At 37.4% G+C, this 23,968-nt stretch carries 19 protein-coding genes; 12 read left to right on the forward strand and 7 right to left on the reverse strand.

Annotation, left to right across the window (positions count from 1 at the left end):
* Positions 1 to 88: 88 nt before the first annotated feature.
* Positions 89 to 1,354 carry an MFS transporter gene (locus LCP48_RS04505; RefSeq protein ID WP_036219122.1) on the reverse strand — a complete coding sequence of 422 codons (1,266 nt, stop codon included), beginning with the start codon at positions 1,352 to 1,354 and terminating at the stop codon, positions 89 to 91.
* 509 nt (positions 1,355 to 1,863) lie between these two features.
* On the opposite strand from LCP48_RS04505, the gene LCP48_RS04510 reads away from it, so the two are divergent.
* Positions 1,864 to 3,432 (forward strand): glycoside hydrolase family 10-like protein, encoded by a 1,569-nt coding sequence (locus LCP48_RS04510; RefSeq protein WP_004224707.1) that lies wholly within the window; start codon positions 1,864 to 1,866, stop codon positions 3,430 to 3,432.
* 59 nt (positions 3,433 to 3,491) lie between these two features.
* On the opposite strand, the gene LCP48_RS04515 is transcribed toward LCP48_RS04510, so the two are convergent.
* The gene (locus LCP48_RS04515) at positions 3,492 to 6,581 is read right to left on the reverse strand and encodes an efflux RND transporter permease subunit (protein ID WP_225340746.1); all 3,090 of its coding nucleotides are present in this window, start codon (positions 6,579 to 6,581) and stop codon (positions 3,492 to 3,494) included.
* Between the two features lie 99 nt (positions 6,582 to 6,680).
* Here LCP48_RS04515 and LCP48_RS04520 point away from each other — a divergent pair, with 99 nt between their 5' ends.
* Positions 6,681 to 7,514 (forward strand): TetR/AcrR family transcriptional regulator, encoded by an 834-nt coding sequence (locus tag LCP48_RS04520; RefSeq protein WP_225340747.1) that lies wholly within the window; start codon positions 6,681 to 6,683, stop codon positions 7,512 to 7,514.
* Between the two features lie 46 nt (positions 7,515 to 7,560).
* Here LCP48_RS04520 and LCP48_RS04525 read toward each other — a convergent pair whose 3' ends face one another.
* The 3 genes from LCP48_RS04525 to LCP48_RS04535 all read right to left on the reverse strand — a co-directional run bounded on the left by LCP48_RS04525 (position 7,561) and on the right by LCP48_RS04535 (position 10,518).
* On the reverse strand, positions 7,561 to 8,349 hold the full coding sequence (locus LCP48_RS04525; RefSeq protein WP_225340748.1) for a protein kinase domain-containing protein: 789 nt from the start codon (positions 8,347 to 8,349) through the stop codon (positions 7,561 to 7,563).
* A 286-nt stretch (positions 8,350 to 8,635) separates the two neighbouring features.
* Positions 8,636 to 10,303 (reverse strand): ribonuclease J1, encoded by a 1,668-nt coding sequence (gene rnjA / locus LCP48_RS04530; protein WP_004224711.1) that lies wholly within the window; start codon positions 10,301 to 10,303, stop codon positions 8,636 to 8,638.
* A gap of 5 nt (positions 10,304 to 10,308) precedes the next feature.
* A complete protein-coding gene (locus LCP48_RS04535) occupies positions 10,309 to 10,518 on the reverse strand; it encodes a DNA-dependent RNA polymerase subunit epsilon (protein WP_004224712.1) in 210 nt (69 codons plus the stop codon).
* A gap of 436 nt (positions 10,519 to 10,954) precedes the next feature.
* Here LCP48_RS04535 and LCP48_RS04540 point away from each other — a divergent pair, with 436 nt between their 5' ends.
* Positions 10,955 to 11,725, forward strand: a complete 771-nt coding sequence (locus tag LCP48_RS04540) for a Cof-type HAD-IIB family hydrolase (protein ID WP_004224713.1) — start codon at positions 10,955 to 10,957, stop codon at positions 11,723 to 11,725.
* A gap of 54 nt (positions 11,726 to 11,779) precedes the next feature.
* Here LCP48_RS04540 and LCP48_RS04545 read toward each other — a convergent pair whose 3' ends face one another.
* On the reverse strand, positions 11,780 to 12,535 hold the full coding sequence (locus LCP48_RS04545) for a DeoR/GlpR family DNA-binding transcription regulator (protein WP_004224714.1): 756 nt from the start codon (positions 12,533 to 12,535) through the stop codon (positions 11,780 to 11,782).
* A gap of 151 nt (positions 12,536 to 12,686) precedes the next feature.
* Between LCP48_RS04545 and LCP48_RS04550 the strand changes: the two genes are divergently transcribed.
* The 5 genes from LCP48_RS04550 to phnX are packed head-to-tail and all read left to right on the forward strand — an operon-like array spanning position 12,687 to position 17,962.
* Positions 12,687 to 13,439 (forward strand): ABC transporter ATP-binding protein, encoded by a 753-nt coding sequence (locus tag LCP48_RS04550; RefSeq protein ID WP_004224716.1) that lies wholly within the window; start codon positions 12,687 to 12,689, stop codon positions 13,437 to 13,439.
* Positions 13,432 to 15,063 carry an ABC transporter permease subunit gene (locus LCP48_RS04555; protein ID WP_004224718.1) on the forward strand — a complete coding sequence of 544 codons (1,632 nt, stop codon included), beginning with the start codon at positions 13,432 to 13,434 and terminating at the stop codon, positions 15,061 to 15,063. The genes LCP48_RS04550 and LCP48_RS04555 overlap by 8 nt, the downstream gene beginning before the upstream one ends.
* The gene (locus LCP48_RS04560; RefSeq protein WP_004224719.1) at positions 15,060 to 16,046 is read left to right on the forward strand and encodes an extracellular solute-binding protein; all 987 of its coding nucleotides are present in this window, start codon (positions 15,060 to 15,062) and stop codon (positions 16,044 to 16,046) included. The genes LCP48_RS04555 and LCP48_RS04560 overlap by 4 nt, the downstream gene beginning before the upstream one ends.
* Before the next feature lie 13 nt (positions 16,047 to 16,059).
* Entirely contained in the window at positions 16,060 to 17,160 is a 1,101-nt protein-coding gene (gene phnW / locus LCP48_RS04565) for a 2-aminoethylphosphonate--pyruvate transaminase (protein WP_004224720.1), read from the forward strand.
* Positions 17,150 to 17,962, forward strand: a complete 813-nt coding sequence (gene phnX / locus LCP48_RS04570; protein WP_004224722.1) for a phosphonoacetaldehyde hydrolase — start codon at positions 17,150 to 17,152, stop codon at positions 17,960 to 17,962. Before phnW ends, phnX begins: the two co-directional genes overlap by 11 nt.
* A gap of 41 nt (positions 17,963 to 18,003) precedes the next feature.
* Here phnX and def read toward each other — a convergent pair whose 3' ends face one another.
* Positions 18,004 to 18,561, reverse strand: a complete 558-nt coding sequence (def, locus tag LCP48_RS04575; RefSeq protein ID WP_004224729.1) for a peptide deformylase — start codon at positions 18,559 to 18,561, stop codon at positions 18,004 to 18,006.
* A gap of 394 nt (positions 18,562 to 18,955) precedes the next feature.
* On the opposite strand from def, the gene pdhA reads away from it, so the two are divergent.
* Genes pdhA through lpdA form a run of 4 tightly spaced genes read left to right on the forward strand, consistent with a single transcriptional unit; the run spans position 18,956 to position 23,870 of the window.
* Entirely contained in the window at positions 18,956 to 20,071 is a 1,116-nt protein-coding gene (gene pdhA, locus LCP48_RS04580) for a pyruvate dehydrogenase (acetyl-transferring) E1 component subunit alpha (protein WP_004224731.1), read from the forward strand.
* 3 nt (positions 20,072 to 20,074) lie between these two features.
* On the forward strand, positions 20,075 to 21,052 hold the full coding sequence (locus LCP48_RS04585; RefSeq protein ID WP_004224734.1) for an alpha-ketoacid dehydrogenase subunit beta: 978 nt from the start codon (positions 20,075 to 20,077) through the stop codon (positions 21,050 to 21,052).
* A 47-nt stretch (positions 21,053 to 21,099) separates the two neighbouring features.
* Complete coding sequence (locus tag LCP48_RS04590; protein ID WP_004224736.1) at positions 21,100 to 22,449, forward strand: dihydrolipoamide acetyltransferase family protein; 1,350 nt, start codon at positions 21,100 to 21,102, stop codon at positions 22,447 to 22,449.
* A 5-nt stretch (positions 22,450 to 22,454) separates the two neighbouring features.
* Positions 22,455 to 23,870 (forward strand): dihydrolipoyl dehydrogenase, encoded by a 1,416-nt coding sequence (gene lpdA, locus LCP48_RS04595; protein WP_004224738.1) that lies wholly within the window; start codon positions 22,455 to 22,457, stop codon positions 23,868 to 23,870.
* Positions 23,871 to 23,968 lie beyond the last annotated feature (98 nt).

Consider the following 23,968-nt stretch of genomic DNA (forward strand, 5'->3'; position numbering starts at 1 on the left):
GTCTGAAAGCCCTGCATAAAGCAGGGCTTTTTAGCGTCTAAAATATAAAAGCTAAGTTTTAATTATTTTTATCAACAGCAATCATCTCTTATACGAAGTCTTCACTTTTTTCTAGCGTTTCAACATCCATAGGCTCAGCAGTAGGTTTACCAGCTTTTAATAAGACTTTACTGCCCAGAAGGAAAAATCCTTGGATGAAGAGTAATAATCCTGTACCGATGAGTAGCCACTCAATAGCAATAATATCAGCTATTGGCCCAAAAATTAGCATACCTAAAGGCATCATAGAGGTAGATATCATACTAAGAATGCCAAATACTCTTCCCATATAGTCACTTTCCACTTTTTCTTGTAATAACACCGTTGCAGGTGTATTAAAGATTGGCATGGCTATGCCAGTAATGGCCATGATTCCGAGATACAGCCAAAAAATAGGAATGACGCCGAGAGCCATTGTACAAAGACCAAATAATAAAGCCGATAATGTCATCGTATGCACTTTATTTTTAAAGCCACCCCATGTTGCGATTGCGATACCACCGATTAACATCCCAATGGCAAAGGCCATTTCGATGGCAGTCAAACGCCATACATCATTGCCAAAAGTTCGTGTAACTTGTAAAGGCGTTAAAAAGGCAGCAGGTGCAGCAAGCAGCATGAAAAAGGCAAAGAACAAGAATAATTGTTTCAAGAAAGCATGCTCTTTAATATAGATGAAGCCTTGTTTCATATCACTAAAATAGCCTGTTGTTTGTGGCTGATTAGCTTTTGCATGTGCAGGGATATGCAGAAATAATAAGAAGATAGCGATGGCAATAGCCGCTGTTGTCACATCAATAAAGAAAATGGATTCAATAGAAGCCATTGTTAATAATGCACCACTTGCCATAGGTGCAAGAATCATAATGAAAGCTTGAATACTGCTATTTGCACCATTGACCTTCATTAAATGCTCTTCAGGCACAAATTGTGGCAAAATTGCGCCTACTGCTGGTGTTTGAATACCTGCACCAACTGCACGTACGGCTGATATAACAAATAGTAGCCAGAGCTCATCATAGCCGATTAAAAATAAAATAGCTAAAATTAGGGTAGATAAGGCAATCATTCCATCTGCTAAAATAATAAGCCATTTACGGTTATAGCGATCTGCCCACACACCAGCAATAGGTGCTAAAAAGAAGGTTGGTAAAAAGCCGCAAATGATCGAGATGGTCATCATGCTGCCTGATTGTGTTGTAAGTGTGATGTACCATGTAATGGCATATTGCACAAGAGCAGAGCCAAAAAGTGAAATCGTTTGACTACTTAAAAAAAGTATTGTATTCCGTTTCCAATGTTCCAATTTCGTCATCCCTTTCTAACAGAAGTGCCTGTGTGGAAAGTAAAAGACAACACAAAAAAAGAGGGGAGTAGAAGTCCCCTCTTTTCCAGTATTCCTAAAACAGACTAGACCTAATTCCATTTCCCTTGCACAGCAGGCAAAGTGTACACATATTTAATTAGTAAGGTGAAATCGTAGTCTAATTGAAGCTGTCATTTGGAATACCCTCCGTTCTATATAAGTTGTGTTGATTGTAGCATAAAGTTCATCTATGCGTAAAGAATGAATTAAGCAAAAATTAGGTTGAATTTAAAAATATGGAAATTGTAAAATCAATCTAAAGGAAAAGTACTATTCATCTTATCGCCTTGACAGTAGTTTTTTAGGGTTAGTATTCATATTTTGAAACTAACGTGAACGTTTGTTAGACGTGAAACTTATTATCTACTTGCATTGATCGCGATAAAGTTGCTTCAGAGACGTGCATATAGCGAGTACTTGTCATATACTAAAATAGAAAAATGGCAAATGGAGGAAATATGAGAAAGAAAAATAGTAAATGGAAGATCTTAACTTTAGTCGCAATGATTTTTGTGTTATGCCTATCGACAATCCCTACAAAGCCTGCCATGGCAAGCACGACACAGCCAAAAAGGGAGATGAGGGCTGTCTGGATTTCAACCGTTCTTAATCTTGATATGAAAGCAGGTATGACGAAGGAGCAGTACACGGCTTGGACACGCCAAACTTTGGATCAACTAAAAGCCAATAAATTCAATACGGTTATTTATCAAGTAAGACCAACAAATGATACAATGTATGTCTCTGATCTAGCGCCATGGTCATCTTACATAACAGGCAAAAAGCAAGGCACGAATCCAGGCTACGATCCTCTTGCGATCATGATAGAGGAAAGTCATAAACGGGGTATGGAGCTGCATGCATGGATGAATCCTTATCGTGTAACAATGTCTGGACAAAAACTGACAGACCTTGCTGCTGATAATGTGGCTAGAACACATCCAAACTGGGTTATCAAATACGGTAAGCAATATTATTTAAATCCTGGTTTACCAGAAGTACAAGACTATTTAGTTGAAGTAGTAAGAGAGATAGTAGCCAATTATGATATTGACGCAGTGCATATGGATGATTATTTTTATCCATATAAAATTGCTAATGAAGTTTTTCCAGATCAAGCAACTTTTAAAAATTATGGTGCTTCCTTTAAAAAGGTGGAGGATTGGCGACGAGATAATGTCAACCGTCTTGTAGAAAATCTTTATACGGCCATTAAAGACACAAAGCCATATGTTCAATTTGGTATTTCACCATTCGGTGTATGGCGCAATAAATCGCTAGATAAAACAGGAAGCGATACAAGGGCTGGTGTTAATAATTACGATGATTTATATGCAGACGTCAGAACATGGATTCAAAATGGCACAATTGATTACATTACACCACAAATTTATTGGTCAAGAACATTATCTGTTGCGAAATATGGAACGCTGCTAGATTGGTGGAGCCATGAAGTGCAAACCTACGCAACAACACACCCTGTGCATCTATACATTGGGCTTGCTGATTACAAAGTTGGTAATGATAGTGATGCAGCATGGAAAAATAAAATGGAGCTACCAAGTCAAATACTAGCGAATCGTTCGGAAAAGGTAGCGGCTGAGGGGCAAATGCATTTCTCCTTAAGAAGCTTTCAAAACAATAAACTAGGCTATGCAACGATTGTTAGTCAACAATTATATAATTACACAGCACTGACACCAGAAACAACTTGGGATGATGACACAGTGCCGAACGTGCCGACTTTTGTGCAAGTGACAAAGGAAGCGGCAGGTCGCAAGATAGAGATTATAGACGAAAATGAAAGACAACCACGCAAGTATGTCATTTATCGTTTTTCAGGAAACAAAGAAGGCTCTTATGATGACCCTCGAAATATAGTGGATGTTGTTTATAATATGGATGGCCTCACTAAATTTGTGGACAAGTCAGCTCTTGCTAAGCATAGCTATACATATGGCATTAAGGCCGTATCAAATACAGGTGTGGAAAGCAAGGAAGTTTTTGTAGTAATAGAAAATCAATAAAAAGCTTAGAAAACAAAACAACCACTCATGCAAAGATTGCATGAGTGGTTGTTTTGTTATTAATTTTCTTCAATATCTTTACGGTTTTTCTTTAACATTTTAGATAGCATTTCATAAACAATTGGTACAACAACGAGTGTTAATAGGGTAGAAGATAATAAACCGCCAATTACAGTAATAGCTAAGTCTTTGGAAATTAATCCACTACCGCCAGTACCAAGTGCCATTGGTATCATAGCACCAATTGTAGCGATGGCTGTCATCAGGATAGGACGTAAACGTGTTGCTCCTGCTTCAAGGATCGCCTCACGCATGGCAAGACCATCATGTTCCATATGAATGATACGGTCAACTAATACGATGGCATTTGTTACGACGATACCAATCAACATCAATAGACCCATCATGACAGATACAGAAATAGTTTGCCCTGTAACGAATAAACCAATGAATGCACCAATTACTGCGAATGGTAGTGAGAAAAGAATAGCGAATGGAGCTAAACCTTCTCCGAATGTTACCACTAGAATGAAGTAAACAATGGCAATGGCTGCTAACATCGCAATACCAAGCTTAGTGAATGTTTCTTGCATATCTGCAGCAACACCAGCAACACCAAGTGTTACACCTTTTTGTAAATCTAATTTATCAATTTTTTTATCAGCAGCAGTAGTGGCTTTTGAAATATCGTCACCGATAATCGCACCAGATACTGTTGCGAAATATTCACCTTTTGAACGAGATAATGAGTTAAGTGTTGTACCTTCCTCAACATCTACTAGTTCTCCGATAGTCATTGTTGTACCCAATGCTGTTTTAATTTCAGTGGCTAAGACATCATCAAGTGAAGTCGCAGCTGCTTTAGCATCGCGTTGAACGATAACTTCGATATCTTTACCATCGTTTTTCACGGTAGTTAATACTTCTTGTGATGTATTTGAATTTAATGCCATCACGATTTGAGCTGTTGTTAGCCCGTATTGAAGGACATTTTTTTGTTCAACTTTTAGCACATGCTCAACATATGGATCTTCATTATCAGATTTAATATCTTCTAAGCCATCCACTTCTTTTAGAGCGCCCTCTACTTGTTTCACAGCATCTCGCAGTTTATCTAAATCATCACTATACAGTGTATAGCTGACTTCGTTTGATGACATCGACATAGAAGTGAAGTTTTGAGACTTCCATTCTCCTGATTGCCCGATGTTAAATACATAGTCTTCAACCTCTTCACGAGCTTTAGGGAAGTCTTCCATATCCGGATCAAAGATAAGGTACATTAATGCACCGCCAGCACCTCCACCCATCATCATTGCTGATGGATCGACATTCTTCGCATCTGTAATGGAAACTTGTAAAATATCAACATCTTTACGTTTCATTAATTCTTTTTCTACTTTTTCAACATTAGCTGCCGTTTCGTCAGCCAGCTCTCCCGTTGCAGGCGTATACGTTAAGTACATTACTTTTTCTTCTTGTGAGCCCATAAAACTAAAACCAATAAGTGGTGTTAATGCAAGAGAACCAACAAGTAAAAGAATCGCAAGGACAGATGTGATAATTTTGTGATTTAATACTTTTTCTAAGACACCTTTGTACCATGTAGCAAGTTTACCAACTTCTTTATGTTGGCTTTCAGTCTTCTCACCGTATAACTTTTTACGGAATAAGAAGTGAGATAAAGCAGGTACAATTGTGATTGCAACTAATAATGATGCACCTAATGCAAATGTCATTGTAAGGGCAAATGGCATGAATAATTCGCCTACCATACCACCTACGAAAATAAGAGGAGCGAATACAGCGACCGTTACCAATGTTGAAGAAAGAATTGGTTTGAACATTTCAATTGTTGCTTCACGAATTAGGGCACGACCTGTAAGTTTTTCTTGTTTTAAGTGAATTCGTCGGTAAATATTTTCTACAACTACGATTGAGTCATCGATAACACGACCGATTGCGACGGTAATCGCGCCGAGGGTCATGATGTTTAATGTGATATCCATCCAGTTTAATAGGAGTAATGCCATGAAGATAGAAACTGGGATAGAAATAATTGAGATAATCGTTGATTTGAAATCACGTAAGAATAGTAAAATGATTAATACGGCAATTGCGCCACCAAAGACTGCTTTTTCGATCATTGTAAATACAGAATCTTCAATTGGGGCACCTTGGTCAAGAGAGATCTCTACGTTTAAGCCGTCTAATCGTTTTTCCTCATCCTTCATAAGGTCTTTTACGGCATTAACAACTGTCACCGTATTAGCATCTTGGCCTTTTACGATTTGAATAGCAATGGCGTCTTGACCATTTGTACGTGAAACAGATTGCACTTTACCTTCTACTTCAATTTTTGCAATATCACCTAGACGAACGAAAGGTGAAGGATTTGTAGCTGAAGGTGTAACTGGAATTAATAAGTCTTTTAGTTCATCCACTGATTTTACCTTACCGTCTACTGAAACTGCTTGTTCCCCGACAGTAAATTGATATAAACCAAGTGACAGTGACATATCACTTGCCTGAATCATTTGTTTAACAGTATCCTCTGTTAAACCAAGTGCTGCCATTTTTTCTTCATCATATTTAAACGATACTTGTTCAATATGCTGACCTGTGATGGTAGCGGATGCCACACCATCAATTTTTTCGATTTTAGGCAGTAAAACATCTTCAACTGTTGAAGTTAAATCAACAATATCTTCCTTAGAGCTACTTACAGATAAAGCGACTACAGGCATCATGTTCATGCTGATTGCCATAATAGTAGGCTCTTGAGCACCTTCAGGTAGTTTAAGATTATCTAAAGCTGCTTCTAATTGTCGTTTTTTCTCATCCATATCAATTCCATAGTCGTATTCCACTTGAACTTGTGCTACGTTGGAAGAGGATGTTGAGTAAACAGCCTTCACATCTTCTAAACTTTCTATGGATTTTTCGAACGGAATGGACAGATCATTCATGACTTGTTCAGGCGTTGCGCCAGGATATACACCCATGACAATTAAATACGGAATCGAAATATCGGGTATCGATTCCATTTTCATCCTTGTACCCGAATAAATACCAGAGACAGTGATGATAATTGTTAATAACCACACTGCCAATTTGTTCTTTAATACGAAATTAACTAAACCTTTCACCTTCACACCTACCCTTTATTGACTATCTAAATTCAATTATTTATACTAATGACTAATCGGTCATTTGTCAACGAAATGCATTAGGAGAGAGTTAAAAATATGTTAAAAAAGCAATTAATTATGGAGAAAGCGTTAGAACTATTTTCTGAACAGGGTTTTGAAGCTACGTCAGTACAACAAATTACAGAACGCTGTGGGATTTCTAAAGGTGCATTTTATTTATCCTTCAAAACCAAAGATGAGCTTGTTATATCTATGGTTGATTACTATTTACAGCAGTTTATCACAGATGTTGACCAAGTAGTCAGAGGAGCGTATAACAAAGAAACTGTTTTGGTTGAATTTTATAAAAGTATTTTTCAAGCATTCAAAGACCATTCTGCATCCGCACGTGTATTCTTTAATGAAAAGGTCTTTTTAACAAAAAAAGAGCTCTTTCATAAAATAACAGCGTATGAAGCAGAAATGTCGAAATCAATTCTCTATATGCTGGAGCAGCTTTATCAGGATCAATTACAAGAAACGAAATATGATGTAATGTATTGCATAAAAGGATTTATGAAGAGCTATGCTGAGCTTTTTATTTTTTCAGATATGCCACTTGATCTAGAGCAATTAGCTAAATCTTTAGCAGAAAAGACAGATATTATTGCCCATCATACAACCATTCCATTTATTACAGCAGATCTTGTGCCGTTTATTGCAAAGCCGTGTGAGGAAGACGTGTCAAAAGATGCTTTACTACAATTATTGGAGCAAAATATAAATCATACTGAGGATTCTATAGAAAAAGAATCCATTGAGTTGTTAAAGCAAGAAATAGAAAATCCTACTTATGGTAAAGCAATCATTAAGGGGCTAATTGAAAATCTACGTTTAGACCCAGCGTATCATTGGATTGCATATGTAACTGCAAAATACTTTAATATTTGAACTCTAGGATAGAATTGTTCACGTTTGGCGGTGAACAATTCTATTTTTAATGGTTTTTATCTATGGATGGAGGCATAGATTGCAAGGCCTCTAACGCACTTGCAAAGGGTTCTTGAATCCATAATAGGCGCTCAAGAAAATCTTGGACTTTGATTGGTAATTTTAATTCCTGCTGCCAAGCTTTCTCTTTTTTCTTGCTTGGCTTGTAGTCTGAGTATAGTAAAAATAATAAAAAATGGCCGACAAAATAAAGATCACTAATATGATTTTCGGCACGTTTTGGATTTTCAATCGTAGAGATATCGATTAGCTTTTGATAAGTGGTAGCTAGACCAAAGTCAATAATATGCAATTGCTGACCTACTAACAATATATTCGGAATCCGTAAATCGCGATGTACAATACCATAATTGTGTAACTGTACAATTTGTTCTAATAGCTGCTTTGTAATAGCAAGGGATTGAGCGATTGTAAATTTGGCACCATTCTGAAAAATAAGCTGCTCAAAAGTTTGCCCATTGACATAATCCATGATAAAAAATGGGCTGTTTGAAATTGTTCCTACTGAATGGATGGTAGGAACATAGGGTAGTGAAAGTTGCTGGAGTATGTGAATTTCTTGTTGAAATTTGTGAATGGTTTTCTGGTGATGACGATGTTTGGGTCGCAAGCATTTTAAAACAAATAGACTTGCTGAAGAGCAATCTTCAATTAAATACGTACGACCATATGAGCCATAGCCAAGAAATTTTTTAAAAGAAAAATTGGGATGTTCGGCTATGTAAAGTTCAACAGCCTGGTCAAAACTTTTTTCGGAAAGTCGTTTCCACCACATTAGCTACTAAAAAAACTCATAGAGCTGAAAAAACTGCGTGAGCTTTTACGAGAGCTGTGCTTATAATGCTTGTGACCATAATAATTATGTCGTTTTGAATATCTACTACGGCTACTTGAGGAAGAATAATGGCGTTTGGATTTACTATTGAATAAGGAATGAAGAATTTTATCTAGCATAAAAACGCTCCTTTTTGATGTTGTTATTACTATATACGCAAAAATAAAAAGGAGGTTTCAAAAATAAAAAAGAAACTATGTAAATTTTACATAGTTTCTTTACGAGGTTAAACCTCCATAATAATCGGTAAGATCATTGGTCGACGTTTTGTTTTTTCGAATAGATAAGGTCCCAAAACGTCTGTAATTTCATTTTTCAATTCTGTCCATTGAGGAGTTTTGCTTTGAATTGTTTCATTCAGATGACGGTTTAGCATTTTTTGTGCCTCATTGATCATCGTACCTGATTCACGCATATAGACAAATCCACGTGAGATAATGTCAGGACCAGAAACAATTTTTTGGTTTTCCATATCAACACTTACAACTACAATTACAAGACCTTCTTCAGAAAGAATACGACGATCGCGTAACACGATATTACCGATATCGCCAATACCATTGCCATCAATGTAAACATCTCCTGAAGGAATACGGCCAGCTACATGTGCTTCATTGGCACTTAGTGCTAGAACATCACCATTTTCCATAACAAATGTATTGTCTAGTGGGACATCGCAATCTTCAGCTAGATGTGTATGCATTTTTAACATACGGAATTCACCATGGATAGGCATAAAGAACTTAGGCTTCATTAAGCGAAGCATCAGTTTTTGTTCTTCTTGAGATCCGTGACCGGATGTATGAATATTGTTTAATGCGCCATGAATGACTTCTGCACCTGCACGGAACAATAAATTAATGATTTTATTAACACTCACGGTATTGCCTGGTACAGGCGAAGAAGAAAAGATAACTGTATCGCCAGGCTGTATTTGAATCTGACGGTGTGTCCCATTGGCAATACGTGATAAGGCAGCCATTGGTTCACCTTGAGAGCCTGTACATAAAATCATAACTTCGTTTGCAGGAAGTCGATTGATGCTTTGAGCATCAATAAATGTATCCTTTGGAGCAGTAATGTAACCTAGCTCACGACCAATCGTAATAGCATTGTCCATTGAGCGACCAAAGACAGCAATCTTTCTTCCATATTTCACGGCTGCGTCTGTGGCTTGCTGTAAACGGTGAATATTTGATGCAAAGGTAGCAAAAATAATACGGCTATCCACCTTACGGAAAATCTCATCAATACTTTTTCCAACTGTGCGCTCTGACATTGTGAAATTAGGCTTTTCAGCGTTAGTACTATCAGATAGTAAGCAAAGCACGCCATCACGTCCAATTTCAGCCATCTTTGTTAGGTTGGCTGGTTCACCCACTGGTGTAAAGTCAAATTTAAAGTCACCTGTGTGAACAATATTACCAGGTGGTGTTTTAACAACAATTCCATAAGCATCAGGAATACTATGTGTTGTTCTAAAGAAGCTAACAGATGTTTTTCTGAATTTAATAACATCCTCTTCCTTAATTTCAATGAGTTTTGTTGTACGTAGCAAGCCATGTTCTTCTAATTTATTACGTAATAAGCCAAGTGCGAGCTTACCGCCATAGACAGGAATATTTACTTGACGTAAAAGGTATGGAATACCCCCAATATGATCCTCATGTCCATGGGTAATAAACAGTCCTTTGATTTTATCGACATTACGTACTAAGTACGTGTAATCAGGAATAACATAGTCAATGCCGAGTAAGTCGTCTTCTGGAAATTTAATACCGGCGTCAATTAAGATAATTTCATCTTGAAATTGAACGCCATAAGTGTTTTTGCCGATTTCGCCCAGTCCGCCGAGCGCGAAAACAGCTGCTTGGTCATTTTTAACAAACTTCATGTTTGTTAAATTTCCTCCAAGACGAAGTTCGGGCTTGCTTGTTCGTACTCTAAGTAGTTACCCTCAAGCAGTTGAATGAACTCGATGTTGTAGTTTCGGTCTTTTAGCTTTTCACGTACTTCACGTTCTGAAGTAGCTTCTAGGTATAGACTTTTAGTATTTTCGCGAACTGGAATCTCATTTGCATTTTCTTGATAATAAACTTTGTAAATCATAGTTTGCTCTCCTTTAATTGCGTACAATTTTCTTGCACCTTTGACTACTACCACACACGTGCTACAAGAAAACAACGAATTTCTTTTATTGAAGAAATGTACGTTTGTAATACTTGTATCTCAATACTTCAGATGTGCACTATGTTATAAAATTGTATAGGAAGTAGTGAGACAGTGGTTGCGTATAGCCAAATAAATGCATTTCCTTTATATTATCACGCACTTCCTCTAAAATAAAGAAAAGCCCTTCAAATAATGAAGGGCAAATGTTAGGCAATTGATTTTTTTCCGAGTACGCCACGAAGTTGCTTCAACAATTTCCGTTTGAGTTTCTTAAGCATGGCACATCACTCCTTAGGATCATTATAATTAAAATTATTATCTATGTAAAGTAATTTAGCTTGAAAGGATAATATTTATGGAAAGGGTTAATAGAATGAACAAAATTTTATTTTTTGATGTCGATGGTACTCTTTATAACAGTGAAAAAAAGTTACCTTCATCTGCAAAAGAGGCACTTTTGACAGCACGACGTAATGGTTATGAATTGGCGATTGCTACTGGTCGAGCACCATTTATGATCGAGTCATTACTAGAAGAATTAGAGATTGATACCTATGTTACCTTCAATGGTCAATATGTCGTCTATAAAGGTGAGGTTATCTATACAAATGGGATTGCGAAAGATGAACTAACTAAAATTATTGCCTTTGGTGAGGCGCGTAACGAACCTGTAGTGTTTTTAGATGATAAACGGATGATTGCCTCAGTTGGCGATCATCGTATGGTAGCTGAAAGCTTAGATACTCTTAAATATCCGTATCCAGAATTAGACTCATCTTATTATATGCAGAACAATGTATATCAAACACTTATTTTTATGGAAGAAAAAGATGAACCTTTATATAATGAAACCTTCCCAAATGTTCAATTTGTACGTTGGCATCGTTATTCTTGCGATATTTTGCCAAAAGGAGGTTCGAAGGCTGCTGGTATTGAAAAGGTGCTTGAAAAAATGGGCATCACTTTACAAGATGCCTTTGCTTTTGGCGATGGCATAAATGATATCGAAATGCTACAGGCAGTTGGGACAAGTGTTGCTATGGGGAATGGCCATGATCGAGTGAAGGCAGTCGCTCATCATATTGCAGACCATGTAGACGAGGATGGGCTCTCGAAAATAATGCGTAAGCTATCTATTATATAAAAATGAAAAACAACTAGTTGGAAATTTCCAACTAGTTGTTTTTTGATTAATGGTCTATGCCGTATTGACGGTTTTTATTTGAACACCTTTTTCTGAAAAATGTTGAATCGTCTTTTTGGATAGTGCGTCATCTGTGATAATGACATCCACGTCATTCACTGGACAAACTTGAATCGCTACATCTTTATTAAATTTTGAGGAATCTGTAGCTACGTAGACTTTTTGAGAGATGGAAATAATTTGCTTTCTAGTGATTGCTTCATCCAAGCTAAAATCGGATATGCCTTTTTCAATTGAAACCCCACTAGCGCAAATAAAAGCTTTATTGATATTAAGATGCTCGAAGCGAAATAAAAATTCATTCGAGGTCACTGATTTTTCAGAATGACGTACTTTACCCCCAAGCAATATAACCTCAATGTTAGAGCCTATTAAATCAAATGCTACAGGTAGAGAATTTGTCACCACTGTTAGTTTTTCCTTGTCCAATAAAAAGGGTGTCATTTGATAGGTAGTTGTTCCACTATCAATGAAAATACATTCCCCATCTTGAACGAGCGAAGCACATGCTTTGGCAATGGCAATTTTCTCTGTTAACTGTTCGTGAAGTCGCTGATCAATTAGTCCTTCTACTGGCTCAATATATTTAACGCCCCCATAAAATTTTTCAATTTTTTTGTCTTGCATCAACTGTTGTACATCGCGACGGATCGTTTCCATCGAAACGTTAAACTCTTTTGTGAGTGTTACTAATTTTACTACCTTATGTTGACGTATAAACTGCAAAATTAGTTGTTGCCTTTCTATCATGTACATTTCATCACCTCTACTAGATATTTACTCAAAATGATCATAACTTTGTCAATAGTTGGTCAGAATTTACTCAACATTTACACAAATAAGCATTTTCCTTTACAAATGGTCTCTATACTGAAGCTAAGAACTGAGTGAGGTGACCAATTTGTTAGAGCTAAAAAATATCTCAAAAAGCTATAAAAATAAAAAAGTTTTAGTAGATATCAACGTAACCATTGAATCAGGTGAGATTATTTCTTTGCTAGGGCCGAGTGGCTGCGGTAAAACTACTTTGCTTAATATCATTTTAGGACTTGTAGATCCAACTGCTGGTCAGCTTGTCTACAATGGACAAGATATTTCCAAGCAATCAATGCAAGAAAGAGGATTTAATATAGTGTTTCAGGATTTTGCGTTATTTCCTCATTTAAATGCATACGACAATATCATTTATGGATTAAAAAATAAAAACGTGAAAATGTCCAAAGAGGAGATACAAGAATACATTGATTTTTTAGAGCTAACTCCCCATTTGCAAAAGAATATTCATGAATTGTCTGGTGGGCAAAAACAACGCGTTTCCATTGCAAGAACACTCGTGATGCAACCTAAAATTCTATTATTAGACGAACCACTAAGTGCACTAGATGGCGTTATAAAGGAATCTATAAAGGAACGTATTAAATCCATCGCCAGTGAATTTAATTTGACGACGATTATCGTGACACATGATCCAGAAGAAGCCCTTACCTTGTCTGATAAAGTCATCATTATTAATGAAGGTACAGTTGCTCAATTTGGCACACCTCATGAAATTGTAACAGCGCCAAAAAATCAATTTGTAGAGGACTTTATCTTAAGGCAGCTTCATATTAAGCGACATAACATCTATCAATTGTTTGGAGAAACCTATGCTTAAAACGAATAAAGTAATGAAATTAATTTTTCTACCGATTCTACTATTTTTTCTATTCTTTTTAATTGTGCCATTGCTTTATATGCTTTGGCAGTCATTCAAAATAGGTAATGTCGTGACCACTCAAAATTATATAGAAGCTTTACGGAATATGGAAATTCGTGAAGCTTTTACGAATAGTTTTAAAGTTTCTTTTGTTGCATCAGTGATTACAACCATTTTAGCCTTTTGGTTGGCCTATGCTGTTCATTTTACTACGATGCATCGCCATACAAAAAAACTAGTTCAAATTGGAATTACGTTGCCGATGCTACTGCCAACCATCACCTATGGCTTTGTATTGATATATACATTTGGTAATCAAGGAATTCTAACAAAATTAGTAGGGCAGCCTCTTTTTACAATCTATGGGTATAACGGCTTGGTGATCGGTTACGTCTTATACACATTACCAGTTGCTTTTATATTAATGCAAAATTCCATGCAATATATCGATAAACGTTTTTTACTTGTTTCAATATTAATGCATGATCAGCCCATGCGTCGTTTTTATCATACCGTATATCGTCCTATGCTTGGGACAATTGGCGGGGCATTTATTTTAACATTTGTTTTAAGCTTCACAGACTTTGGAATCCCTGCATCGGTTGGTGGAAATTACAGGGTGATAGCTACTGAGCTCTACCAAGCTATGTTAGGTTCCATTGTACATTTTGAACGTGGAGCAGTCATTTCTGTGTTAATGCTAGTACCTGCTGTATTAGGTGTTGTCATGCTAACGATTTTAGAGCGCTTCAATTTTCAATATAAACAGGTTGGGCAAAGTGAACTTGTAAAGCATCGTTTACGAGATGCGCTATTTACAATTTATTCAATTCTCTGTGTAACAGCTGTATGTATTATTTTTTCAACCATGTTTATTGTGCCTTTTACCAAAGGCTATCCGTACGATTTCAGCTTTACATTAGAGCACGTTCAAAATGTACTTGCAGAAAAAGATTTAACGAAGGTTTATATCAATTCTCTCATTGTAGCGGTTCTAACAGCCATATTCGGTGTGGGCATAACATTTATGTCGGCGCTTCTTAATACAAGGACACCATTAAAGGGAAGAAAAAGCTTAGATGTAACTTCTATGATGACAAATACAGTTCCAGGAATGGTGCTTGGATTATCCTACTTATTTTTCTTTAATGGAAGTTCTTTAAAGGGTACTTTTCTTATCATTATCGCATGTAATATAGTCCATTTTTTTACGACACCTTATTTAATGGCGAAAAATTCGTTGCAAAAAATGGATCCTACGTGGGAAGTGACAGCTGAGTTGTTAAAGGATTCGTGGTTAAAAACCGTGATACGAATTATTTTACCGAATATTAGGCCAACAATTTATCAAATGTTTAGCTACTATTTTTTAAATGCGATGGTTACGGTCAGCGGTGTTATTTTTCTTGTCAGCACAAAGACAATGCTTGTATCGACAAGGATAAAAGAGCTACAGCATTTCGCAAAGTACACCGATATTTTTGTTTTATCGATATTCATTTTATGTACAAACCTCATTGTGAAATTAGGTTGTGATTATATAGCAGCACATAAAGAAAAAACGGAGGAGATTATAAAATGAAGAAGTCAACAGGCATGATGTTAGGGACAGTAAGTGCAGCAGCAGTCGTTTTAGCTGCATGTGGAGGGGTAGCAGCAGATTCCAAAGAGCAAGTCATCATTTATTCAAATGCTGATGATGAAGCTATTGAAGTGATGGAAACTACATTGGATGACAAGGGCTATAAAGGTAAGTATTTAATCCAGTCGTATGGTACTTCTGAGTTAGGTGGCAAAATGATGGCGGAAGGGACAGATATTGAAGCAGATGTTGTGTCAATGGCTTCTTATTTTATAGAAAGTGCACAAACCTCAAAATCCATGTTTGTGGATATTTCTTCAGACTTAAAGCCTCTTGATGGGAGTGTTACGTATGCATTACCGATTTTAGGCAATGTAGGCTCTATCTTTATTAATACAGAGATATTACAACAAAAGGGGCTATCTATCCCGAAATCCATTAAAGATTTGACAGACCCTGCTTATAAGGATTTAGTGTCATTCCCAAACATTATGGACTCCTCAACAGGGTGGCTTCTCGTACAAGCTATTATAAAGGAATATGGTGAAAAGGAAGGGAAAAAAGTTTTAGCAGAGCTAATTAAAAATGCAGGACCACATATTGAGAGTTCAGGCTCTGGCCCTATTAAAAAGGTGAAAACAGGAGAGGTTGCTGCTGGCTTTGGTTTACGTATCCAAGCTATTGATGCCAAAAACGAAGGGTTGCCGATTGATTATATTGACCCGACAGAAGGAAACTTCACTTTAACAGAATCTGTAGCTGTTGTAGATAAAGAAGGTGAGGAAGTATTAGCGAAAGAAATTGCAAAGGTAATTGCCACAGAGGCTCGTGATGGTCTTCTAGAGCAATATCCTGTAGCCCTATATGAAGGAGAACAAGTAAAGGACGAGCACGTTCCTGCCTATTTGAAAAAATGGGATACAACCTTAACCGTGGATTTACTAGAAAAACACCAAGCCTTCTTTAAAGAAGCACAGAGATAAGGAGTTATAGCAGATGAGTAACTATAAATTATTGACGCCAGGTCCATTGACAACAACTGAAGCGGTGAAACGAGAAATGTTAAAAGATCGTTGTACATGGGATGACGATTATAAAAATGTGACACAAGTGATTCGAAAGCAACTCTTAAAATTAGCAAAAGTTGATGAAGCTGATTACACTACAGTACTAATGCAAGGAAGTGGAAGCTTTGTAGTGGAGTCTGTACTAACAACTGTAATTGGTGAAAATGATAAGATGCTGATACTAACAAATGGTGCTTATGGTGAAAGAATTGTTGAAATGGCCAAAGCCTTAAAGTTACAGCATGTTGTTTATAGTGTTCCTTATGATGAACAGCCATCCTTGTTAGAAGTTCAAGCCTTCCTTGAAAGAGATAGAAGTATTACTCATGTAGCTATCGTACATTGTGAGACGACTACTGGTATTTTAAATCCTATTAAAGAAATTGGAGAAGTTGTTCATTCGTTCAACAAAACGTTTATTGTGGATGCCATGAGTAGCTTTGGAGGCGTACCAATGGATTTATCAAGCTTGCACATTGATTTTTGTATTAGTAGTGCCAATAAATGTATTCAGGGTGTCCCAGGCTTTGGTTTTGTTATCGCGAATACAATAGCGCTCGAAAAATGCAAGGGACAAGCTCGAAGCGTTGCATTAGATTTGTATAGTCAGTGGGAAGTAATGAAGCAAGATGGGAAATGGCGTTTCACATCGCCTACTCATGTAGTGGCAGCTTTTGCGAAGGCAATTGAAGAGTTAAATGAAGAAGGCGGAATTCATGCCCGCTACAAACGCTATGCGTATAATAATCAACTACTTCGCTCTCGCTTGTCAGTGCTGGGATTTAAAGCGTATATTTCGGAGGAGCTTCAATCTCCAATTATTACAACATTTTTATTCCCGTATAGAGAGTTTTCTTTTGAGCATTTTTATCAGGAAATAAAAAAGGCAGGTTTCGTTATCTATCCAGGTAAGCTGACGGATGTCGATACATTCCGTATTGGCAATATTGGTGATATTCATGAGGAAGATATGCTTGCATTGTGTGAAATCATTGAAAATTATATGGTGGTGAAAAACAATGAAAATTGAGACGGTTATTTTGGACTGGGCAGGCACAGCAGTTGACTTTGGTTGTTTTGCCCCTGTTAATGTTTTTTTAACAATTTTTGAAGAAGCTGGTGTGACAGTTACACTGGAAGAGGCTCGTAAACCAATGGGGATGCTGAAAATTGATCATATCCGCACCATGCTAGAAATGCCAAGAATTAAAGCAGAATGGCATCGTGTACATGGACAATCCTTTACTGAAAAGGATGTACATGTATTGTATAATCATTTTGAAACAAAATTAATGGAGTCTTTGGCGAACTATACAGATCCTATCCAGCACGTGAAAACAACAGTACAGCAATTAAGAGATGCAGGTATTCGAATAGGCTCTACAACTGGCTATACAGATGCAATGATGGAAGTAGTGACAAAACATGCAGCTGACAAGGGCTATCAACCTGATTTTCTTGTAACACCAACACAGGTTGGTGATAAAGGGCGACCATATCCATATATGATTTTTAGAAATATGGAGGCATTAGGTTCGCAAGCGACGAAGCAAGTTGTGAAGGTTGGCGATACAACATCAGATATAAAGGAAGCCTTGAATGCAGGTGTTTGGGCTGTTGGCGTTATTATTGGAAGCTCAGAAATGGGACTATCCGAAGAAGAATTCAATGCCCTATCTTCAGAAGAACAGCAACAAATCATAGCGAAAACAAAATGTGTTTTTGAAGAATCTGGCGCTCATTATACAATTGAAACAATGGCGGAGTTGCCAGCATTAATTGAAACGATCAGTGCTCGGTTAAATGTGGATAGACAATTAGAATATAAATAAAAATTAACCTCGGCAGAAGTAATAAACTGCCGAGGTTGTTTTTAGTCGCGCTCATATGGGATTGAATCTGGTATTTCCGCAAATGGATTCTTTTCATTAATACGGTCATAAAACATAATGCCATTTAGATGATCTAATTCATGCTGAAAGGCGATAGCTGGCAAGCCCTTAAGGCGCATTTTTTTCTCTTCACCATCAATTGTTTTAAATTTTACTGTGATGCGTGCATGGCGAGGTACATACCCAGGAATATTACGGTCAACAGAAAGACATCCTTCTCCTGCTGATAGGTATGTGTTTTCAACAGAATGGCTAACGATCTTTGGATTTATGGCTACAAAGCTTAATTGTTCACCAGCCTCATCTTTTAAATGAAGGGCAAACATGCGCTGTAAGCTATTTACCTGATTGGCAGCCAAACCTATGCCACTACGCAAATTATATTTTTCTGCCATTTCAGGATCTTGGCTGTTGATTAAATATTGAAGCATATCCTCAGCAAGCTTTTTTGTTTCTTCAGTTAAAGGGAATTTAACTTCCTCTGCTTTTGTGCGTAAAGTCGGATGACCTTCGCGGATAATATCATCCATTAAAATCATAATAGTAATCTTCCTTTCAACTTTGTAGTGCTTACTAATAAGTATACATCACGTTTTCGTACAATCACATGAAAAAAGTCCTTATTTGAATATACTCAAAAAATTTTTCTAATGCTATTAGATTTTCGAGAATGGGGTATTCTACTAGGGGAAAACCTGTTGGAAAACGTAAGAGTTGTATGGTATGAGTAAGGTGTTGTAATACAGAATTTGAATATTAGTAATACAGTATAGGACAGCGGTGTTTGATTGTTATTCTAGAAAAAATCTTTGTATATAGCAGTAATAGATGATTGACCGACAGTATTTTATTCAGTATACTGAGTGTCAAGAATAAGTTGTACTAGTTAAAAAGGTGATTTATTTTAATACAGCTGAAAGGGAGATGTGACAAATGAGCAAGAAAAACAATAATATTTTTGATGCTAAACAAACGCTAACTGAAATCGAAGATAAGTTTGAAATGTTTCAAATTTTGAATGAAGAAGGCGAAATTATAAATAAAGAGGCAGATCCTAAATTATCAGATGAGGAACTAGTTGAGTTAATGACACGTATGGTTTACACACGTATTTTAGATCAACGTTCAATCTCATTAAATCGTCAAGGACGTTTAGGCTTCTATGCACCAACTGCGGGTCAAGAAGCTTCACAACTTGCTTCTCACTTTGCATTAGAACAAGAAGATTGGATTTTACCAGGTTACCGTGATGTGCCACAAATTGTATGGCATGGCTTACCTCTTGAAAAAGCATTTTTATTCTCACGTGGGCACTTCATGGGGAATCAGGTTCCTGAAGGTGTAAACGTTTTAGCTCCACAAATTATTATCGGTGCACAATATATTCAAGCTGCTGGGGTAGCACTTGGTATTAAAAAACGCGGGAAAAAAGCTGTTGCAGTAACTTATACAGGTGACGGTGGTTCTTCTCAGGGAGACTTCTATGAAGGCATTAACTTTGCAGGTGCATTTAAATCTCCAGCAATCTTCATTGTACAAAATAACCAATATGCAATCTCAACACCTCGTGAATTGCAAACAGCTGCTAAAACAATTGCACAAAAAGGTGTAGCAGCAGGCTTACCAAGTATTTTAGTAGATGGAATGGATGCGCTTGCAGTTTATGTAGCAACTCGCGATGCTCGTGAGCGCGCGGTTAATGGTGAAGGTCCAACATTAATTGAAACAATGTGTTACCGCTATGGTCCTCATACAATGGCTGGGGATGACCCAACTCGTTACCGTACTTCTGATACAGATAATGAATGGGCTCAAAAAGATCCTCTAGTTCGCTTCCGTAAATACCTAGAAGCAAAAGGGATATGGGATGAGAAAAAAGAAGAAGCAGTAATTGAGCGAGCGAAAGAAGAAATTAAAGAAGCAATCAAAAAAGCAGATGCTGCTCCAAAACAAAAAGTAACAGAGTTAATGGAAAATATGTATAAAGGCGAAATGCCTTCTAATCTAAAAGAACAGTATGAAATCTATAAAGAGAAGGAGTCGAAATAACCTATGGCACAAATGACGATGATTCAAGCAATTACAGATGCACTTCGCACAGAATTAAAGAATGATGAAAACGTTCTTGTATTCGGGGAAGATGTAGGTGTCAACGGTGGGGTATTCCGCGCGACAGAAGGCCTACAAAAAGAATTTGGGGTTGACCGCGTATTTGATACACCATTAGCAGAATCAGGTATTGGTGGCTTAGCAGTTGGCCTTTCTCTTCAAGGATTCCGTCCAGTTCCTGAAATTCAATTCTTCGGTTTCGTTTATGAAGTTATGGATTCAATCAGTGGCCAGCTAGCACGTATGAGCTACCGTAGTGGTGGCGTGTACAATGCTCCAGTAACAATCCGTTCACCGTTTGGTGGTGGTGTGCACACACCTGAAATGCACTCAGATAGCTTAGAAAGCTTAATGACAGCACAACCAGGATTAACTGTTGTTGTACCATCAACACCATATGATGCAAAAGGTTTACTTATTTCTTCTATTCGTAATGACAACCCAGTTATTTTCTTAGAGCATTTAAAACTATACCGTTCATTCCGTGAAGAAGTACCTGAGGAAGCATACGAAATCCCACTAGGAAAAGCAGATGTAAAACGTGAAGGTACTGATTTAACAATTGTTGCTTACGGTTTAATGGTTCATGAAAGCTTAAAGGCTGCAGAAGAACTTGAAAAAGAAGGACATTCTGTAGAAGTAATTGACTTACGTACAATTCAACCAATCGATGTGGAAACAATTATCGCATCAGTTGAAAAAACAGGTCGTGCAATCGTTGTCCAAGAAGCTCAAAAACAAGCAGGTATCGCTGCGAACGTAGTAGCAGAAATTACAGAGCGAGCAATTTTAAGCTTAGAGGCTCCTGTTCTTCGTGTGGCTGCACCAGATACTGTGTACCCATTCCCACAAGCTGAAGGTGTTTGGTTACCAAACTACAAAGATGTAATGGAAACAGCGAAAAAAGTTTTAACATTCTAATAAAGCTTCTAAACTTGAACAACAGTAAATAGAAAGGATGGGTACACATGGCATTTGAATTCAGATTACCGGATATTGGCGAGGGTATTCACGAAGGCGAGATTGTGAAATGGTTCGTTAAAGCTGGAGATACAGTAAAAGAAGACGATATTCTTTGTGAAGTACAAAATGATAAAGCAGTAGTAGAAATCCCTTCACCAGTTGAAGGAACAGTAGAGGAAGTTTTAGTAGGAGAAGGGACAGTTGCCGTAGTTGGCGATGTTTTAATCCGATTAGACGCACCTGGCTATGAAGACTTAAAGCTAAAAGGTGACGATCATGCCGAAGCGAAAACAGAGGCACAAGTTCAAGCAACTGCTGAATCTGGTCAGAACGTAGAAAAAGCTCCTGCTAAAGAGGAAAAGGCACCAGAAAAAGCCCCTGAAAAAGCGCCAGAAAAAGTGGAGACAGTAGTTGATGAAACAAAACGTGTGATCGCGATGCCTTCTGTACGTAAATTTGCACGTGATAACGATGTAAATATTCGTGAAGTAAAGGGTACAGGCAAAAACGGTCGAATCCTTAAAGAAGATATTGAAAACTTCTTAGAAGGTGGCGGCACTGTAGAGGCTGAAACTGCAAATATCGAAACATCAGAAGAAACAGTTCAACAAGAAACGTCTACACCAGCAGCACCAGTAGTTCTTGAGGGGGATTTCCCAGAAACTCGTGAAAAAATGTCAGGTATTCGAAAAGCGATTGCTAAAGCAATGGTACACTCGAAACAAACGGCTCCTCATGTTACACTAATGGATGAAGTCGATGTAACAGCTCTTGTAGCACATCGTAAAAAATTCAAAGATATCGCTGCCGAAAAAGGTGTTAAATTAACATACTTACCATATGTAGTGAAAGCACTTATTTCAACTTTACGCGAGTTCCCAGAATTTAATCGCTCTTTAGATGATGCAACACAAGAAATTATCCAAAAGCATTACTATAACATTGGTATTGCAGCAGATACTGAAAGAGGCTTACTAGTACCAGTTATTAAGCATGCAGATCGTAAATCTGTATTTGCAGTGTCTAATGAAATTAATGAATTAGCGACAAAAGCCCGTGAAGGAAAGCTAGCACCACATGAAATGAAAGGTGCATCCATGTCCATTACGAATATTGGTTCTGCAGGAGGACAATGGTTTACACCAGTTATTAACCATCCTGAAGTAGCAATTCTAGGTATTGGTCGAATTTCAGAAAAACCTGTAATAAAAAATGGTGAAATTGTAGCCGCACCTGTGTTAGCATTATCATTGAGCTTTGATCATCGTATGATCGATGGAGCCACTGCGCAAAATGCTTTAAATCACTTAAAGCGTTTGTTAAGTGAGCCAGAATTATTATTAATGGAGGCGTAACAAAAATGGTAGTAGGAGATTTCCCAATCGAAACAGATACTCTTGTCATTGGTTCAGGTCCTGGAGGATATGTAGCAGCAATTCGTGCAGCTCAAACTGGCCAAAAAGTAACAATCGTTGAAAAAAATGTACTTGGTGGAGTGTGCTTAAACGTAGGTTGTATCCCATCAAAAGCATTAATTTCAGTAGGTCACCGTTTTGAGCAAGCTAAACATTCAGATGACATGGGAATCATCGCTTCTGATGTGAAATTAGACTTCTCAAAAGCACAAGCATTTAAAGACAGCGTTGTTAAGAAATTAACTGGCGGTGTTGAAGGCTTACTTAAAGGTAACAAAGTTGAAATTGTACAAGGTGAAGCTTATTTCGTTGACGCTCATTCAGTGCGTATCATCAATGGTGAATCTGCTCAAACTTACACATTTAACAATGTCATTATTGCAACAGGTTCTCGTCCAGTTGAAATTCCAACATTCAAATTCACTGATCGCGTATTAAATTCTACTGGTGCACTTTCTTTACAAGAAGTACCTGGTAAATTAGTTGTTATCGGTGGCGGTTATATTGGTACTGAGCTAGGATCAGCTTATGCAAACCTTGGCTCTCAAGTAACAATTATCGAAGGCGGAAAAGATATTTTAGCTGGCTTCGAAAAACAAATGACACAAATCGTGAAAAAAGGCCTTAAAAAGAAAGGCGTTGAAATTGAAGTTAACGCATCTGCAAAAGGCGTAGAAGAAACTGAAAACGGCGTAGTAGTAACTTATGAAGTTGGCGGAGAAGAGAAAAAAGTTGAAGCTGATTACGTGTTAGTTACTGTAGGACGTCGTCCAAATACAGATGAAATGGGACTTGCTGAAATCGGAGTTGAATTCGGTGAACGTGGTCTAATCAATGTTGACAAACAATGTCGTACAAATATTCCAAACATCTATGCAATCGGTGATATCGTAGCTGGTCCACAACTTGCACATAAAGCATCTTACGAAGGTAAAGTTGCTGCTGAAGCAATTGCGGGTGAAAAATCAGTAGTTGATTATCTTGCTGTTCCAGCGGTATGTTTCACAGATCCAGAAATGGCGACAGTTGGTTACAACGAAGAACAAGCAAAAGCTGAAGGCATCGAATATACTGCAGCGAAATTCCCATTCGCAGCAAATGGTCGTGCTCTTGCATTAAACCAATCAGAAGGTTTCGTGAAACTTGTTGCTCGTAAAGAGGATGGCTTATTAATTGGTGCTCAAATCGTAGGTGCTGGTGCATCTGATATGATCGCTGAAATGGGCTTAGCGATTGAAGGCGGCATGACTGCTGAGGATATCGCATTAACAATTCACGCTCACCCAACATTAGGTGAAATTACAATGGAAACTGCTGAAGTATTACTTGGCAACCCAATCCACATTGTAGCTAAAAAATAATTTGAATAAAAGAGTGTAGATAAAGCGGGGTCATTCGCTTATCTACACTCTTTTTTAGCCAATATTTTATTTTATATGAACAATTAAATTTTTATATA

Origin of the sequence: Lysinibacillus capsici, from assembly GCF_020217405.1 — a bacterium.
GTDB classification, from domain to species: Bacteria; Bacillota; Bacilli; order Bacillales_A; family Planococcaceae; genus Lysinibacillus; species Lysinibacillus capsici.

What these genes read in the sequence shown, in the direction of transcription:
- LCP48_RS04545 (WP_004224714.1), bottom strand. Translation starts at nt 12,535, where the DNA reads ATGATAGAAAGGCAACAACTAATTTTGCAGTTTATACGTCAACATAAG.
- phnW (WP_004224720.1), top strand. Translation starts at nt 16,060, where the DNA reads ATGAGTAACTATAAATTATTGACGCCAGGTCCATTGACAACAACTGAA.
- LCP48_RS04560 (WP_004224719.1), top strand. Translation starts at nt 15,060, where the DNA reads ATGAAGAAGTCAACAGGCATGATGTTAGGGACAGTAAGTGCAGCAGCA.
- LCP48_RS04505 (WP_036219122.1), bottom strand. Translation starts at nt 1,354, where the DNA reads ATGACGAAATTGGAACATTGGAAACGGAATACAATACTTTTTTTAAGT.
- phnX (WP_004224722.1), top strand. Translation starts at nt 17,150, where the DNA reads ATGAAAATTGAGACGGTTATTTTGGACTGGGCAGGCACAGCAGTTGAC.
- LCP48_RS04525 (WP_225340748.1), bottom strand. Translation starts at nt 8,349, where the DNA reads ATGTGGTGGAAACGACTTTCCGAAAAAAGTTTTGACCAGGCTGTTGAA.
- rnjA (WP_004224711.1), bottom strand. Translation starts at nt 10,303, where the DNA reads ATGAAGTTTGTTAAAAATGACCAAGCAGCTGTTTTCGCGCTCGGCGGA.
- LCP48_RS04540 (WP_004224713.1), top strand. Translation starts at nt 10,955, where the DNA reads ATGAACAAAATTTTATTTTTTGATGTCGATGGTACTCTTTATAACAGT.
- pdhA (WP_004224731.1), top strand. Translation starts at nt 18,956, where the DNA reads ATGAGCAAGAAAAACAATAATATTTTTGATGCTAAACAAACGCTAACT.
- lpdA (WP_004224738.1), top strand. Translation starts at nt 22,455, where the DNA reads ATGGTAGTAGGAGATTTCCCAATCGAAACAGATACTCTTGTCATTGGT.
- def (WP_004224729.1), bottom strand. Translation starts at nt 18,561, where the DNA reads ATGATTTTAATGGATGATATTATCCGCGAAGGTCATCCGACTTTACGC.
- LCP48_RS04510 (WP_004224707.1), top strand. Translation starts at nt 1,864, where the DNA reads ATGAGAAAGAAAAATAGTAAATGGAAGATCTTAACTTTAGTCGCAATG.
- LCP48_RS04520 (WP_225340747.1), top strand. Translation starts at nt 6,681, where the DNA reads ATGTTAAAAAAGCAATTAATTATGGAGAAAGCGTTAGAACTATTTTCT.
- LCP48_RS04535 (WP_004224712.1), bottom strand. Translation starts at nt 10,518, where the DNA reads ATGATTTACAAAGTTTATTATCAAGAAAATGCAAATGAGATTCCAGTT.
- LCP48_RS04590 (WP_004224736.1), top strand. Translation starts at nt 21,100, where the DNA reads ATGGCATTTGAATTCAGATTACCGGATATTGGCGAGGGTATTCACGAA.
- LCP48_RS04555 (WP_004224718.1), top strand. Translation starts at nt 13,432, where the DNA reads ATGCTTAAAACGAATAAAGTAATGAAATTAATTTTTCTACCGATTCTA.
- LCP48_RS04585 (WP_004224734.1), top strand. Translation starts at nt 20,075, where the DNA reads ATGGCACAAATGACGATGATTCAAGCAATTACAGATGCACTTCGCACA.